Raw genomic sequence first — 13,704 nt, forward strand, 5'->3', positions numbered from 1 at the left:
ATAATTCACCGTAATTTTACTAGTAGTGGGAAAAATTTATCATGAATTGCTTACTAAGTGGTGGCAGTTGCTCCAATCTTTTCCAGTAGAACAAACTGCTGCTGAGGACGTCTTTTGGCAACTAGTTGCAGCTTATTCGACTCCTGGTCGCTATTATCACACCCTAGAACACATCTACCATGTACTCTCTGCTATAAAGACATTACAAAACCAGGCTCAAGATTTACCTGCTATTCAATTTGCTGCCTGGTTTCATGATGTTGTATATGATACTCAGGCACAAGATAATGAACAACAGAGCGCTAGCTATGCTGTTGAAATTTTAAGTTGGCTGCAAATTCCTCACAGTATTATTGCTAGAGTCGCAAGTCTAATTTTAGGCACAAAGCATCATCAAGTTGAACCAGATGATTTTGATGCTCAGGTGTTCTTGGATGCAGATTTAGAAATTCTAGGTAGCAATCCCCAACGCTACCATCAATATGCACTTTCGATTCGTCAAGAATATTTGTGGATGCCAAATGTAGAGTATGTTACAGGAAGAAAGCAAGTTTTGCACCAGTTTTTACACAGAGATCGCATTTACTTAACAAATTTGATGTTTCATAAATTTGAATCATCTGCTCGCCAAAACCTGCAAGCAGAAATTATGAGGCTCGAACAGATTTCTCCAGCAAATCAATCATAGTATCAATAATGCGATCGCCTTTCATTGGTATAATATTTTCACCATGCAGCACTTCCTGCGTAATATGGAAATGCACTAAAGATCCAAGTAAAATTCTCGCCATTGCCTCTGGATCTCTTATTTTCAGTTCTGGATGAGACGCTAAATATTTCTTGAGAGCCACCAGGGTTGGTTTGATCATGGAATTGACACAAATTTGAGCTAACTCTGGAAAGCGACCAGATTCCCCAATTAACACGCGCATAAATGCAGAATGTTCTTGGTCAGTACTCATCTGTTCTAAAGCTCTAGTTCCTACCTGGCGCAAAACTTGCAGTGGCTCGCCTTCCAAAGGTTCGCTACCAAATATCAACTGAAACTTCTTGCGTGCTAGTCGCTCGATTAATGCTTTAAATAGCCCCTCTTTATCTGCAAAGTGGCTGTAAACAGTAGCTTTAGAAACACCTGCTGCTGCTGCTACCCTATCCATACTTGTACCAGCAAAGCCATGCGCCAGAAACTCCTGCATTGCTCCTTGGAGAATTTGTTCTACTTTCTCAGGTGAACTCTCACGCTCCATTTCATTTGTTTTTGCACGTATCATTTTTGCTGATTCCTGCTATCTACCAGAAGTATTGGGGTAGGGGTAAAGGGTAGTCTAAAGGAAAATTTCATTCCTGTTACGTGCATCCTGACTTCTGTAAGAGACACTATGAACAGAGTTCACAATCAAGAAGCAAGATTTCTCTTCCCCTACACCCTTACACTCTTTCTTCCTTATATCTTTACACCCTAAACCCTTCGTACCTTATTTTTTCTATAAGTTTTTGTCTATAGATTGTAATGCTCAAAGAGAGAAACACGCACACGACAATATTATTTCTGGAGAAGCCAGAGGTTAGCCCTTAACTTTTCCCTAAATATTTGCCGTGCCGTGTTTGTCAAGAAACTGCAAGGAATATAACTAAACGATACAGTTTAGTTTATTTACATTATAGTGCTTGCCAAACTAAACTGTTCGGTTTAGTTTAGTTATATCATAAAACTAAACAGTTTAGTTTTTGAGCAAGGGTACTATGCTGCAAAACTTCAAAGAGAGTTCTTTCTTACCACAATCGATATTTCGTCCGTCAATTGCGATCGCAGCAGTTGTAACTTTTACTGTGGGTGGGATCAGTGTTTACGCGCTTCAGCAGTCTCGGAGTGCTGAACAACAGAAAGCACAACAACAGCTAGTGCAACTACCAGAAGTCAAAACAGTCACAGCCTTGGGTAGACTGGAGCCAAAAGGAGAAGTGATCAAACTGTCTGCACCTGCTTCCTCAGAAGGAAGTCGGGTAGAACAACTGTTGGTGAAAGAGGGAGATACAGTCAAAGCAGGACAAGTAGTGGCAATTTTAGATAGTCGCGATCGCCTAGCAGCTGCGTTGGAAGAAGCCAAAGAAGCAGTACAAGTAGCCCAAGCAAAGCTACAGCAAGTTAAAGCAGGCGCAAAGCAAGGTGAAATAGCAGCCCAGACAGCAGAGATTGATCGCCTGCAAGTAGAAAGAGAAACCCAAATCACAGCCCAAAAAGCCACGATCGCCCGTTTGGAAGCAGAAAAAAACACGCAAATCGAAGCCCAAAAAGCCACAATTGCACAGTTGCAAGCACAGCTAGATAATGCCCAAGCCGAATATCAACGCCATCAAAGTTTGTATCAACAGGGAGCGATTTCGGCATCCTCCCAGGATAGCAAACGCCTGACTTTGCAAACAGCCCAACAACAACTAGCACAGGCCAAAGCCAACCTCAAGCGCATAGAAGAATCGTTACAAGAACAATTAGCAGAAGCAAGAGCAAACCTGACACGCATTCAAGCATCTGGAGAAAAACAAATCGAATCAGGTAAAGCTACCCTCAATCGCATCGCCGAAGTTCGTCCTGTGGATATAGCAGCCGCCCAAGCGGAAGTCAACAAAGCGATCGCATCCATGAAAAGAGCAGAAGCCAACTTAAAACAAGCTTACGTGCGATCGCCCCAAGACGGTCAAGTTTTCAAACTATATACCCGTCCGGGTGAATTAATATCTAATGACGGCATTGCCGAAATAGGACAAACAAACCAAATGTATGCAGTAATAGAAGTTTACCAAAGTGATATCAGTAAAGTACATCCCGGGCAAAAAGTCCGCTTAGAGAGTGACTCCATCCCTGGTCAATTGTACGCAACCGTAGAAAGAATAGGCTGGCAAATCCAACGGCAAAACGTCATCAACAGCGATCCCTCCAGCAATATCGACGCCAGAGTCGTAGAAGTCCACGCCCAGTTAGACAAAGCCTCTAGTCAGAAAGCAGCAAAATTTACCAACCTGCAAGTCAAAGCAGTCATCGAACAATAAACTAAAAATGCACCTCGATAAACCCATCCGTGTTATCCGTGTTCATCCGTGTGCATCGGTGTTCGATATTAATTAATGACTTAAAGCAAAGCAATCATGATTGGATTTATTCAGCAATTACAGCGACGCACACCCTTAGGATGGCTGCAACTCAACCGTCATAAAAGTCGTTTTCTAGTAGCATTATCAGGCATTGCCTTCGCGGATCTGTTAATTTTCATGCAAACAGGCTTCCAAGCAGCCTTATACAACAGTAATACCAGATTACATCGCAGCTTAGAAGCAGACATTGTCTTAATTAATCCCCAAGCGCGTAACATCGCCAACTTATCAACATTTACCCGACGGCGACTATTCCAAACAATGGACGTACCAGGGGTGAAGTCAGCAGAACCGATGTACATTAACACCGTCTCTTGGAAGAATCCCCAAACTCGCAAAGAGACAATGGTTTTGGTGATCGGCTTCAATCCAGATAAACCAGCATTTAATTTACCAGAAGTCAATAGCCAACTAGACAAAATTAAATTACCAGATACCGTCTTATTTGATCGTGGTTCTAGGGGAGACTACCAAGAAGCGATCACGCAAATTGAACAAGGTAAAACCGTCACTACTGAAATCGAACGCCGGACAATAACCGTCAGCGGGTTATTTAAAATCGGTGCTTCCTTCATCGCTGATGGTAGTTTAATTACTAGCGACCAGAACTTTTTGCGGTTATTTCCGAGACGAGAACCAGGTAGCGTTAATTTAGGATTAATTCAAGTTCAACCAGGCTACGACCCGCAACAAGTAGCGACAGCTTTGCAAAAACATCTAGCTAATGAGCAAGACGTCAAAGTTTTAACTAAAGAAGAATTTGTCAAATTTGAGGAACATTACTGGCAAACCAACACTGCGATCGGCTTTATCTTCAGTTTGGGTGTATCAATGGGATTTATTGTCGGGGTGATTATCGTTTATCAAGTCCTGTCTACCGACGTCAACGCCCATATGAAAGAATACGCCACCTTCAGAGCTATGGGTTATCAAAATAGATACTTGTTGAGTGTGGTATTTGAAGAAGCCATCATTATGGCAATGTTCGGTTTTTTACCTGGATTTGCCATATCTACAGGACTTTATGCCCTCACCCGGAGCGCGACAAATTTGCCACTATACATGACTTTAGCCAGAGCAGTACAAGTATTAATTATGACAATAATTATGTGTATGATTTCGGGGGCGATCGCTACTCGTAAAGTCTTAGCTGCTGACCCCGCAGATATGTTTTAACTTAATTTGTTGTTTGGAGAAACAACCAACTAATGTACAGACGTGCCATGGCGCGTCTCTAAAACCAACAATCAACCACCAACCACCAACAATTATGGTTATTTCTGTTAAAAATCTGAATCACTACTTTGGTAAAGGACAACTCCGCAAACAAGCGTTATTTGATATTAATTTAGAGATTAACGCTGGTGAAATTGTGATCATGACAGGTCCTTCTGGTTCTGGCAAAACTACCCTACTAACCTTAGTTGGTGGGTTGCGTTCTGCTCAAGAAGGGAGTTTGCGGGTGTTGGGAAGAGAACTGTGCGGTGCAAATGACAAAGCACTGACGCTGGCGCGACGTAATAATGGTTATATCTTCCAAGCGCATAATTTGCATGGTAGTTTGACAGCTGTGCAGAACGTCAAGATGGGTTTAGAACTGCACAATGGACTTTCCCCAAAAGCAATGTACACTCGCGCCGTCGAGATGTTAGAGATGGTAGGATTGGGTAATCGTCTGAATTATTACCCCGATGATTTATCGGGAGGACAAAAACAACGAGTAGCGATCGCTCGTGCTTTAGTGAGTCATCCGAAAATAGTCCTTGCGGATGAACCTACAGCAGCCTTGGATAGTAAATCTGGTCGAGATGTGGTTAATCTAATGCAGAAGCTAGCCAAAGAGCAGGGTTGTACTATTGTTTTAGTAACTCACGACAACCGGATTTTAGACATAGCTGATCGCATTGTTTATATGGAAGATGGCAGGTTAGCAAATGCTCCTGTGGCAGCATGAATTGTAGATTTAGAGGGTAAACCAAAAAGAGGATTGGCGTTGCATGTTTACGCATCACGACGTTTGGGAAAATGGTAGAAGTCCTGAAGTTGCAACTAGTGAGAACAGGGAAAAAGCAGGTCAGCCAAAGTTAAGCGTGGAAGACCTGGTGCGTGATAGCAAAGCCATAACGTACCCTTCCCAATTTCCCAATTTTTAGAGACACGCTGTTTGAAGCGTCTCTACATATGTGCTGACTTACTTAAATCCCTAAACAATCTCAAACTCTATCTGTCGACTCGTCAAAAAATCATGAGTGAAATGATCCACTACATTCGTATCACTCAATTCTAAATTGTAAAAATCCACACTCTCATGCTCAAAATATGGCCCTGCGTGCCAAGTTCCCACTTCTAACTTGATAAAACAATTCCCCGGAATACGGAAAGCTGCAATGTTTTCTAAATCTGGTTCATTCATATCATTATTAGGAGGACAAACCGCAATTAACCAGTCTTTACCTTCTAATGAACCCAGACATTGAGTGCATTGGAGGTGGCGAGTGATTTTGTGAAATTTCCGTCCGCGACCTTCCAAATGCATAATGTAAAAACGAGGTGTGCCTTGATCTAGTTTTAATTGAGCATCTTCTGTGTCGAAGGTTTTACCATCTTGACTAGGAAAAATTACCTGTCCATAACGGGCAAAGTTTTCTGGTGTTATCAATTGGGCTTGTAATTGTTTTACTATTTTTGATGTATTCATATCCATGATAAAAATACTATTTAAGTCTCCGAATCCAAGCTCTAAATTCTTTCATAGTCCTATTTCTGCCAAAAGTTTTACTTCTGTTTAAATAGTCAGGAATTATTTCATTAATTGGCAAGTTAGGAAAAATAAGACTCGTATCTGATTCAATATATTTATTATCAATAAGTAGATTAATTTCTAGTTTTTTACCATTTCAATGCCATAGCTCAGGTACTCCTTGCGTTTATATGTTTGCCAAGAGACATCTTTGATTAATAATTGATGTCCAGGAGGAATAATTAATTGTTGGAGTGCTAGCTGCATGTTTACAACTCCTGCTAATGATGAAGTTGATTTAACCCGAGTATGACTTAGTTTTGATAGCGATCGCTGTCTATAACTCTGCTCTTTTTTTTGATATTAAAACAAGTTACTTTTCCTGAGTTGCATATACATATATCGATTCAAATGTCTTTGTACTTAAAAAATACTAGTAAAAATAATTACATTGACATTATGGATTTTACTATTGAGTCATAAGAATAACTAATACATTTCATAGCAAAGCTCTCTGCTAGCGAGATTCACATCTGCTGAGTTTGCTAGCTAATGTTTGCTCTGGGTTTAAAATCAAACCTACGATAGATGTTTTAGTATTAATACCCAAATACAAATTTTTTGGTAGCATTTTCGTCATTATGTTACCTGAGATTAACGCTTCCATTACCACGTTTGCTAGTAGAATCGAGTTATTAAGTTTTATTGCCTGTTTTCAGCAATCTAAATCAGTAAACAGTGAACAGTTATTAATGAACAGGCATATCGTGACGCTTAGATAAGCGCTACCAACGCTTTCGACCAATTGGTCAGGGACTTAAACCCAAGCGAAGATGTGTCCTTCACAGATAACTGACAACTGTTACAAGCAGCTGAACACTTAGTTATTTATTTTCCGAAGCTTCAGCAGAAGCTCTAAACTGGATAACGGTAAAGAGAGGATTTCACAAAATGGCATTTACACAGCCCCCCCTTCCTTTTGCATTTGATGCTTTAGAGCCATACGGTATGAAAGCTGAAACTTTCGAGTACCACTATGGTAAGCATCACAAAGCTTATGTAGATAACCTCAACAAACTCACTGAAGGTACAGAGCTTGCTGATAAGTCCTTGGAAGAAGTAATCCAGCTTTCTTTTAAAGATTCCTCCAAAACAGGCGTTTTTAACAATGCTGCCCAAGTTTGGAATCATACCTTTTTCTGGAACTGTCTGAAGCCAGCAGGTGGCGGCGCACCTACAGGTGATTTAGCTACCAAAATTGAAAAAGATTTTGGTAGCTTTGATAAGTTCAAAGAAGAGTTTTCTAATGCCGCAGCGACTCAATTCGGTAGCGGTTGGGCTTGGTTAATCGATGATGGTGGCACCTTGAAGGTGATGAAGACACCCAATGCTGAGAATCCTCTTGCTCACGGTAAGAAGGCACTCTTAACCCTAGATGTTTGGGAACATGCCTACTACATCGATTTTCGCAATGCTCGTCCAGCATTTATCAAGAACTTTTTGGATCAATTGGTGAACTGGGACTTTGTAGCTGAACAATACGCTACGGCTTAAATCAGTGTAGACACGTAGCGGCTTGCCGCAGGCTACAGTTATCAGTTAAAAGTGTCAAAAACTATAACTGACAACTGATAACTAATTAATTGCCGAAATATCAATTGGTTCACTAAAACTTAAGACAGTCACGATCGGAATCGTGACTGTTTTTGATTCATCATTGTATTAAAGCAACTTATATATTCAACAATTGAGAAACAAAAGACATGGATAGCAAAGACTTAGCCCAGTACATGGAAGCAACTGACAGCATTGCCAAACCCTGGTTGATGGTACAACTGCGACTGAAGAAACTGCAAGAACTGCGCGAAGCACTTTCAGAAAATGAATACGCTGATACATTGGCTGATATTCACCAAGATTTAATGAATTTAGGTGAATGGTGGCGTGGTAGAGAAGATGAGGTGTTTTAACTTAGTCATTGGTCATTGGTCATTGATTAATAGTTAGCACTCATTACAAATGACAAACAACAAAGGACTAATGACTAGTGATCACACAAGGCGTCCAACGTGATAATCTAGGTGGTTGGGGCATTGATAACGGTGTTGTAAGTAATGGATTATAAAGAGGCAGGAGTTGATGTTGAGGCTGGCCGAGCTTTTGTAACTCAGATTCGGAATTTGGTTCATAGCACTTTTAGACCAGAAGTGTTGGGTGGATTGGGAGGCTTTAGTGGCTACTTTCAGTTACCAACTAGTTTGCAGGAACCAGTTTTAGTTTCTGGTACTGATGGTGTAGGTACAAAACTTAAAATTGCTCACACTCTCAACATCCATGACACCGTTGGGGTCGATTTGGTAGCGATGTGCGTTAATGATGTGTTGACATCTGGCGCGGAACCACTATTTTTTTTGGATTATCTGGCAACTGGTAAGTTAGAGAAAGAGCAGTTAACCCAAGTCGTGGCGGGTATAGCTTCTGGTTGTAAACAAGCTGGTTGTGCTTTATTGGGGGGAGAAACAGCAGAAATGCCTGGTTTCTACCAAACAGGTGAATATGACTTGGCTGGTTTTTGTGTGGGAGTTGTAGAAAAAAGCCAACTACTTGATGGTTCGCAAGTACAAGTAGGAGATGTGGCGATCGCACTCGCTAGTGCAGGTGTCCATAGTAATGGCTATAGTTTGGTTAGGAAGATTATCTCTGATCGTGGGTTGGCTTGGGAGCAGCGCCCAGAATTACTTGGTGGGAAAACTTTAGGAGAAATTTTCCTTACACCTACCCGCATCTATGTCAAACCTGTTCTCGCTGCACGCCAAGCGGGTTTAGAAATTCACGGTATGGCTCATATTACTGGTGGTGGTTTACCAGAAAATTTACCTAGATGCTTAGGACAAGGACAAGCAATTAAAATTAACCCTGACGGTTGGTCTATTCCTCCTGTATTTCAATGGTTAGCCCAGATTGGTTCAGTCAGTCCTCAAGTGATGTATAACACTTTTAACATGGGTATAGGTTTTGTCTTACTTGTACCTCCGCAACAAGCTCAACAAGCAATACATCATTTTGAGTCACAAAATATTGCAACCTATACGATTGGTGAAGTCATTACTGGCTCCGGTGAATTATTAGGTTTACCAGAGTAAATGACAAAATTAATACATTTGAGTATCCCGCCAATGAATAAATTCCAAGGCTAATAACACAAGTCCGTTTCAACGAACTCAAAGACTTTCTTAGTCAGATTTATCTGACTTTAACTATTAGCCAATAAATAAATTTATTGGCGCTGTGAAAATCTCGTGCAAGATATCAGATTACCAATTACCAATCACCAATGATATGAATGTTCGAGTGGACATGAGATGACTCAATAAGTATCTTAATCGTTATTTCTATATCTACTCTTGTGGGAAAAACTGAGATTTTGAGCAATATTTATTACTTTTATTGAGGTTGGCAATCGAAAATACTCATGACCGACTGCGTTTGAATTTGCTAACGTAGTCTTAACATTTTGAAAAATATTACTAACCAAGCTTACAAAAAGTCTGCTAGCACTATATAGAAGTGTTGGTATTTTCAGAGCTATAGATAGTTGTGTTGGAGTGTTAACTATCACTCATGACAAAAAAGAGGGGGTTATGACTGTCAATTTTATTCGGACTGCTTTTGCCTCTAGAGAATTCTTAGAAGAAGTATTTCAAAACATCAATGCTCAAAGTTGTCCGAAGTGCTTCAACTTTCACATGCACACCGTCTACTCTGATGGGAAATTGCATCCTTGTGGGTTAATGGAACAGGCGATCGCTATCGGTTTAGAAGGGCTAGCCATTACCGATCATCATAGTATATCTGGCTACCAAGTAGCAAAACAGTGGTTGGAAGATTGGCAATGGAGCAATCCAGGTGTACGTATTCCTCATCTGTGGAGTGGTGTAGAAATTAATGCCAACCTCCTGGGTATAGAAGTTCATATTTTGGCTTATGCCTTTGATACTACACATCCAAGTATCAAGCCATACATTCAAAGAAGAGTTACCACAGGTGAAGAATATCAAGCAGCTAACGTCATTACTGCTATCCAAAAAGCAGGTGGATTAGCTGTACTTGCTCACCCAGCACGTTATAGAAAATCCCATTTAGAATTGATTCCTGCTGCTGCTGAACTAGGTATTAATGGTGTGGAAACTTTCTACGCCTACAACAACCCAAAGCCTTGGCAACCTAGTATGACAGAATCACAACAAATCCAACAGTTAGCTGCTGAATACGGACTCTATAACACCTGTGGTACTGATACTCATGGTTTAAGTCTATTACAGCGATTGTAAACACAGGAAAAATTGTGAATTCTGAATTCTGAAATTTCCAGCATTCATCATTTTGTACTTACCCTATATCCCGTTGTGAGAATAAATTCTCGACAAGTCTGTTTAAACGAACTCAAAGACTTTCCTAGTCAGATTTATCTGACTTTTGCTATGAGCCAAGAAATTTATTTCTTGGCGGTACGAAAAGTTGGTGCAAGATATGAACTGACACCCCTACTCTGTTCCTAATGAATTTTGAATTTTTAATTGCTTTCTCCCAATCTCCCCATCCCTTGTGTCACCTTCCAATGTGGCACAGCACCGAAATGACTACAAGGTGATTGTTGCTACCATTGTGCATACAATATAACTATAATTTCTGCGTTGGAGGGCTTCTATGGATAAACGTTGCCCCCGACTTCTCTTAAGAGGGGGTTGGATTTTAGCTATACTGTTATTTATTTCCCCCGCACTTATATCAGCAAATACATCTAACTTTGGTAAAATTACTTTATCACCCAACTTTGAAGCAGCAGAAGGGACAGTAACAGGTTATACAGGTGGCTCTTATTCTCTATCAGCAATTAGCAATCGCGATCGCCACAAAAATGCCTGTATTGGCTTTGCCGATCCAACTCCAGATCACATCTTAATTTTGAAAGAAAACTTTCCCCGCCTGAAAATAATCGTCAACAGTGGCGGTTACGATACCACTCTACTCATTCAAGGGCCAGACAATAACACTATTCGCTGTGGTGATGATACAGGTAACAGTAAAGATGCCAGTATTGACGACAAAGACTGGAAAGCAGGAACTTATAAAGTTTGGGTAGCAACCTTTAACTCTCAAGTCAAAAAGAACTACACACTTTCTGTTGAGGAGTAGGGATCGGGGTGGCGAAAGGGGAAAGGGAAAAATACTAACCACTAACGACTAACTACTAACAACTAACAAACAACAACCAACAAATATAAATACTAACCACTAACGACTAACTACTAACAACTAACAAACAACAACCAACAAATATTAAGATAGAGTGTAGCTTGTTTGGCAAAACAGAGGGTACATAGAGCGTGCTGTCTACACTCCTTGCTGATTTTCGCATTATTTTTGAACGTGACCCAGCTGCCCGTAACTGGTTGGAAGTATTGTTTTGCTACCCTGGTTTACAAGCTTTGCTATTTCATCGGCTGGCTCATTGGCTGCATCATGTTGGTATCCCCTTTATTCCCCGTTTGATCTCCCATTTTGCCCGGTTTTTGACCGGAATCGAAATTCACCCCGGTGCTGTGATTGGTAAAAGTGTATTTATTGATCATGGGATGGGGGTAGTAATTGGCGAAACAGCGATTGTGGGAGATTATGCGCTGATTTATCAAGGCGTTACTCTGGGTGGTACTGGTAAAGAAAGCGGTAAACGCCACCCGACTTTGGGTGAAAATGTTGTAGTTGGTGCAGGTGCAAAAGTATTAGGTAATATCCAAATTGGTAATAATGTTCGTATTGGTGCTGGCTCAGTTGTTTTGAGGGATGTACCTTCTAATTGCACTGTTGTTGGTATACCCGGTCGCATTATTTATCGTTCTGGTGTGCGAGTCGCTCCATTGGAACACAATAATTTACCAGACTCGGAAGCAGAAGTAATTCGCGCTTTAGTAGACCGAATTGAATTGTTAGAACAACAAATACAAAGCCTACAGCAGAATCAATCTGACACCAAAACTCTTGTTTTTGTAAATCAATTGCCCGCTAATAAAGAAAGTGAAAAATTACAAGATGGTCTGTCTTGCAATCTCAGAGATAAGGCTATTCAAGAGTTTCTGGATGGAGCTGGAATTTGAGACTTTGTTGGTAGTTGAAAAGATTATTCCATTAGTCTACTTAAAGTAGTCAGGACTTACGCAAAACATAACTAGTACTGAACCATATTGATTTTCATAGGCTGTCAAATCCCCGACTTTTAAAAAAAGTCGGGGATCTTGCTTAATTCGATAATATTTATCAAATTCATACCAATTTGGAAAAAGAATGCAACACATGAATAGTATCAGACCCCTCCCCAACCCTAAGCGAGAGCGAGGAGGGTGGCGTCAGGCGGGTGGGGTTATCTGTTGCAAACATTTTTGGAATTAGCATCACATTAAATTATGGACATATAGTTGACATACTCACCGACGTTCAACGTCGGTGAGTATGTCAATTCCACCTGATCTCTTGCCACTGATCCAAGAAATTTTACCAGGGTGCGGCGATGCAGTTTTAGACCTCCAAGCCATTATTCATTGCCCTCTATGGAAAAAACATCAGGAGAGAGAGACGTAAATTCTCCAATTGCACGATTCATGAGGCAACTCATGAAAAATAATACCCAAGATAACCAAGAAATTACTGAGCACTCAGAAAGTTTAGCCCTGGATGTCAACTCACTAGATGCATATCAAATAGACGACGTAAATCAAAATGCAACTATGCAGAACTTAGAGCAATCTGAATCAAGATTCAATCCTGTTATTTTTGGTAACTCATCATTTATGAAGTGGGAACAGTAGTGATGGCGGGGGATGCAGCCATTGATCGCACCGTTGATGAGATGGAAGACATCCGAGAAACAGTCATGGAAACCAACCAGCGACTGCTGCGCCTTTGTGAATCTTCCCAGAAGATTTCCAGAGTCGTCAACTTGATTAGCAACTTTACGACCCAAACCCAACTTTTGGCTTTAAATGCATCGATAGAAGCCACACGCGCCGGAGAATTTGGACGTGGTTTTGGCGTTGTAGCCGATGAAGTGCGATCGCTTGCTCGTCAGTCTGCCAATGCAGCCACGGATTTATTTTTTGCCCGTTAGTGTATTTTCATCCAGAATGAGTATAAAGTTTTTAAACCCAGAGGAACGCAGAGTTTCGCTAGGGATTGATAGCTTGGATGAACCACTCTTTTTGTTGATCATCGTAACAATAAAGCCAGCGATTTTGCGGTTCACCACGCAATTCTAAGTGGTCTACCTTAACCGGATCGAGTAGCAACAAACAAAAATTTGCTAATGGCTGCATCGGATCAGGTTGGGGAAGAATAAAGGTTTTTTGTTCTTCCATTCTCCTGGGTTTACCAGGATGAGGCCAAGCAAACTGTATGCGTGCAGCATCACTAAGTTCTTGCCATGTTGTAGTGCGGGATTGTTGTAACACTGGGTCAAAATTATCCCATCCCACCAGAGTCAAGCAGCCACTGATGCGGAATTGTTCACGTGTACTAGGAAAATACCAACAAACTTCCGCCCAAGGTTGTTGTTGAATTTGGTCAACTTTTTCACTACGATCATCAGTAATGAATTTGAGCTTATTGGTATCTTCTAAAAAGCCACGGAATACCACGGTACGATTAGCAGGACGACCATTACTTCTTACCGTTGCCAGTTGTAAGTAACGAGCATAAACAAGGCTACGGTTACGATGAAGAGCGCGAGCGATCGCATTTCGCCAAGGAGCAATAGACATAGT

Annotated in this window: 17 protein-coding genes; 13 read left to right on the forward strand and 4 right to left on the reverse strand. The window is 40.9% G+C overall.

The window, feature by feature from the left end:
- Positions 1–25 precede the first annotated feature (25 nt).
- Entirely contained in the window at positions 26–688 is a 663-nt protein-coding gene (locus tag UYK_RS0107905; protein ID WP_009460263.1) for an HD domain-containing protein, read from the forward strand.
- Here UYK_RS0107905 and UYK_RS0107910 read toward each other — a convergent pair.
- Entirely contained in the window at positions 648–1,271 is a 624-nt protein-coding gene (locus UYK_RS0107910; RefSeq protein ID WP_016871220.1) for a TetR/AcrR family transcriptional regulator, read from the reverse strand. The two genes, UYK_RS0107905 and UYK_RS0107910, sit on opposite strands and share 41 nt — an antisense overlap.
- 472 nt (positions 1,272–1,743) lie before the next feature.
- Here UYK_RS0107910 and UYK_RS0107915 point away from each other — a divergent pair, with 472 nt between their 5' ends.
- From UYK_RS0107915 to UYK_RS0107925, 3 genes are all read left to right on the forward strand, one after another.
- Positions 1,744–3,048: an ABC exporter membrane fusion protein gene (locus UYK_RS0107915; RefSeq protein ID WP_009460267.1), complete on the forward strand. Its 1,305-nt coding sequence runs from the start codon at positions 1,744–1,746 to the stop codon at positions 3,046–3,048.
- A 96-nt stretch (positions 3,049–3,144) separates the two neighbouring features.
- Positions 3,145–4,326 carry an ABC transporter permease DevC gene (gene devC / locus UYK_RS0107920; RefSeq protein ID WP_009460268.1) on the forward strand — a complete coding sequence of 394 codons (1,182 nt, stop codon included), beginning with the start codon at positions 3,145–3,147 and terminating at the stop codon, positions 4,324–4,326.
- Positions 4,327–4,420: 94 nt separating this feature from the next.
- A complete protein-coding gene (locus UYK_RS0107925) occupies positions 4,421–5,104 on the forward strand; it encodes a DevA family ABC transporter ATP-binding protein (protein WP_009460269.1) in 684 nt (227 codons plus the stop codon).
- A gap of 249 nt (positions 5,105–5,353) precedes the next feature.
- Here the strand turns inward: UYK_RS0107925 and UYK_RS0107935 are convergent, their stop codons facing one another.
- Complete coding sequence (locus UYK_RS0107935; protein WP_026086400.1) at positions 5,354–5,848, reverse strand: ureidoglycolate lyase; 495 nt, start codon at positions 5,846–5,848, stop codon at positions 5,354–5,356.
- Between the two features lie 183 nt (positions 5,849–6,031).
- A complete protein-coding gene (locus UYK_RS27545; protein WP_009460272.1) occupies positions 6,032–6,157 on the reverse strand; it encodes a hypothetical protein in 126 nt (41 codons plus the stop codon).
- Between the two features lie 684 nt (positions 6,158–6,841).
- Here UYK_RS27545 and sodB point away from each other — a divergent pair.
- From sodB to UYK_RS0107985, 9 genes are all read left to right on the forward strand, one after another.
- A complete protein-coding gene (gene sodB / locus UYK_RS0107950) occupies positions 6,842–7,444 on the forward strand; it encodes a superoxide dismutase [Fe] (RefSeq protein WP_009460274.1) in 603 nt (200 codons plus the stop codon).
- Positions 7,445–7,653: 209 nt separating this feature from the next.
- Positions 7,654–7,860 (forward strand): hypothetical protein, encoded by a 207-nt coding sequence (locus UYK_RS0107955; RefSeq protein WP_009460275.1) that lies wholly within the window; start codon positions 7,654–7,656, stop codon positions 7,858–7,860.
- A 144-nt stretch (positions 7,861–8,004) separates the two neighbouring features.
- Complete coding sequence (purM, locus tag UYK_RS0107960) at positions 8,005–9,033, forward strand: phosphoribosylformylglycinamidine cyclo-ligase (protein WP_009460276.1); 1,029 nt, start codon at positions 8,005–8,007, stop codon at positions 9,031–9,033.
- Positions 9,034–9,531: 498 nt separating this feature from the next.
- Positions 9,532–10,221, forward strand: coding sequence for a PHP domain-containing protein (locus UYK_RS0107965; protein WP_009460277.1), 690 nt, complete (start codon positions 9,532–9,534; stop codon positions 10,219–10,221).
- A gap of 75 nt (positions 10,222–10,296) precedes the next feature.
- Positions 10,297–10,449, forward strand: coding sequence for a hypothetical protein (locus UYK_RS27180; protein ID WP_180962806.1), 153 nt, complete (start codon positions 10,297–10,299; stop codon positions 10,447–10,449).
- Between the two features lie 148 nt (positions 10,450–10,597).
- The gene (locus UYK_RS0107970) at positions 10,598–11,086 is read left to right on the forward strand and encodes a hypothetical protein (protein ID WP_009460278.1); all 489 of its coding nucleotides are present in this window, start codon (positions 10,598–10,600) and stop codon (positions 11,084–11,086) included.
- A 191-nt stretch (positions 11,087–11,277) separates the two neighbouring features.
- Positions 11,278–12,045 (forward strand): serine O-acetyltransferase, encoded by a 768-nt coding sequence (gene cysE / locus UYK_RS0107975; RefSeq protein ID WP_009460279.1) that lies wholly within the window; start codon positions 11,278–11,280, stop codon positions 12,043–12,045.
- A gap of 450 nt (positions 12,046–12,495) precedes the next feature.
- The gene (locus tag UYK_RS24110; protein ID WP_016871221.1) at positions 12,496–12,753 is read left to right on the forward strand and encodes a hypothetical protein; all 258 of its coding nucleotides are present in this window, start codon (positions 12,496–12,498) and stop codon (positions 12,751–12,753) included.
- 2 nt (positions 12,754–12,755) lie between these two features.
- The gene (locus tag UYK_RS0107985; protein WP_009460281.1) at positions 12,756–13,052 is read left to right on the forward strand and encodes a methyl-accepting chemotaxis protein; all 297 of its coding nucleotides are present in this window, start codon (positions 12,756–12,758) and stop codon (positions 13,050–13,052) included.
- 58 nt (positions 13,053–13,110) lie between these two features.
- Here UYK_RS0107985 and UYK_RS0107990 read toward each other — a convergent pair whose 3' ends face one another.
- Positions 13,111–13,701 (reverse strand): Npun_F5749 family FMN-dependent PPOX-type flavoprotein, encoded by a 591-nt coding sequence (locus tag UYK_RS0107990; RefSeq protein WP_009460282.1) that lies wholly within the window; start codon positions 13,699–13,701, stop codon positions 13,111–13,113.
- Between the last annotated feature and the right edge of the window lie 3 nt (positions 13,702–13,704).

The organism is Fischerella thermalis PCC 7521 (genome assembly GCF_000317225.1).
Lineage (GTDB): Bacteria > Cyanobacteriota > Cyanobacteriia > Cyanobacteriales > Nostocaceae > Fischerella > Fischerella thermalis.

Bases quoted from the DNA above. Each gene is read 5' to 3' on its own strand.
- UYK_RS0107965 (WP_009460277.1), top strand. From the start codon at position 9,532: ATGACTGTCAATTTTATTCGGACTGCTTTTGCCTCTAGAGAATTCTTA.
- sodB (WP_009460274.1), top strand. From the start codon at position 6,842: ATGGCATTTACACAGCCCCCCCTTCCTTTTGCATTTGATGCTTTAGAG.
- UYK_RS0107985 (WP_009460281.1), top strand. From the start codon at position 12,756: ATGGCGGGGGATGCAGCCATTGATCGCACCGTTGATGAGATGGAAGAC.
- UYK_RS0107955 (WP_009460275.1), top strand. From the start codon at position 7,654: ATGGATAGCAAAGACTTAGCCCAGTACATGGAAGCAACTGACAGCATT.
- UYK_RS0107925 (WP_009460269.1), top strand. From the start codon at position 4,421: ATGGTTATTTCTGTTAAAAATCTGAATCACTACTTTGGTAAAGGACAA.
- UYK_RS0107910 (WP_016871220.1), bottom strand. From the start codon at position 1,271: ATGATACGTGCAAAAACAAATGAAATGGAGCGTGAGAGTTCACCTGAG.
- UYK_RS0107935 (WP_026086400.1), bottom strand. From the start codon at position 5,848: ATGAATACATCAAAAATAGTAAAACAATTACAAGCCCAATTGATAACA.
- UYK_RS27545 (WP_009460272.1), bottom strand. From the start codon at position 6,157: ATGCAGCTAGCACTCCAACAATTAATTATTCCTCCTGGACATCAATTA.
- UYK_RS24110 (WP_016871221.1), top strand. From the start codon at position 12,496: ATGGAAAAAACATCAGGAGAGAGAGACGTAAATTCTCCAATTGCACGA.
- UYK_RS0107990 (WP_009460282.1), bottom strand. From the start codon at position 13,701: ATGTCTATTGCTCCTTGGCGAAATGCGATCGCTCGCGCTCTTCATCGT.
- purM (WP_009460276.1), top strand. From the start codon at position 8,005: ATGGATTATAAAGAGGCAGGAGTTGATGTTGAGGCTGGCCGAGCTTTT.
- UYK_RS0107915 (WP_009460267.1), top strand. From the start codon at position 1,744: ATGCTGCAAAACTTCAAAGAGAGTTCTTTCTTACCACAATCGATATTT.
- UYK_RS0107970 (WP_009460278.1), top strand. From the start codon at position 10,598: ATGGATAAACGTTGCCCCCGACTTCTCTTAAGAGGGGGTTGGATTTTA.
- devC (WP_009460268.1), top strand. From the start codon at position 3,145: ATGATTGGATTTATTCAGCAATTACAGCGACGCACACCCTTAGGATGG.